The sequence below is a fragment of the Vibrio sp. RW genome, from assembly GCF_027587105.1.
GTDB classification, from domain to species: Bacteria; Pseudomonadota; Gammaproteobacteria; order Enterobacterales; family Vibrionaceae; genus Vibrio; species Vibrio toranzoniae.
The window spans coordinates 1-841 of record NZ_JAPPTM010000075.1; the positions used below are offsets into that span (position 1 = coordinate 1).

Annotated in this window: 1 protein-coding gene; it reads right to left on the reverse strand. The window is 44.8% G+C overall.

Annotated elements, in window-relative coordinates; all coding sequences use genetic code 11:
* The coding region (locus tag OCT63_RS21365; protein WP_269984592.1) for an IS630 family transposase at positions 1-841 on the reverse strand (841 nt) is incomplete at both ends.

Genomic DNA, 841 nt, shown 5'->3' on the forward strand with positions numbered 1-841 from the left:
CAACCTTTGGTAAAGTCACATTGAAAAACTCTTTAATCGCAGATGTGAATGTCGCTTTTGTGGGGAAGTAAATGTTATTCCTCACATGCTCATTCATCACTTTCCAAAGCCGCTCTACTGGGTTTAAGTTTGGGCTGTATGGGGGTAAGTAATGAAGGTCGATATTGAGTACCTTCGCAGCATCTTTCACTAATTCGGTTCGGTGATAGGCTGCTCCATCTAAGACAAGGTGTACCTTCTCCTCCAGTGGATAGTGCTCTTTCTTTAGTTTCCAGAAAAAGCGAACAATGCTCTCACTGTTGATGGTGTCATACGTTTCAGTGACTGTTGCGCCAATGTCTTCCAGTGGCAGAGCACCGGTTAGATTCAGGCGTGTGCGGCTACCCGTTGTTTCGATGAGCTTGTCCTGACCTTTTCGAATCCAGCCATAACTGAGCTTTGTCGACTGAGTTGGGTGGACAGCATCCATAAACAGTACAGGAGCGTCACTCGGCTTAAGAGCGTTATTGTAATACTCGACAAAGGCTTGCTGCATTTCTGGACAGAACTTATGAGACACACCCTTGGGTTTCTTGTATGAAAATCCATTGTGATGTAACCATTTATTCATACCCGCTACGCTGTAGCGAATTCCAAATTCTGCTTCTACATAGGCAACGATTTGATGAGTATGAAAGTAAGTGTTCTCAGTCAAATGCTCAATGAGCTGCATGGTTTGTGCAGCAGACATTCGGCTCTGGCTACCCCCGTTTTCAGGCTTTAACTTCTCGGACTGAAGATAATCGTTGATATGACGTACAACCGTCGTTTCATGAATGCGAAGCGCCTGAGAAATCATTGC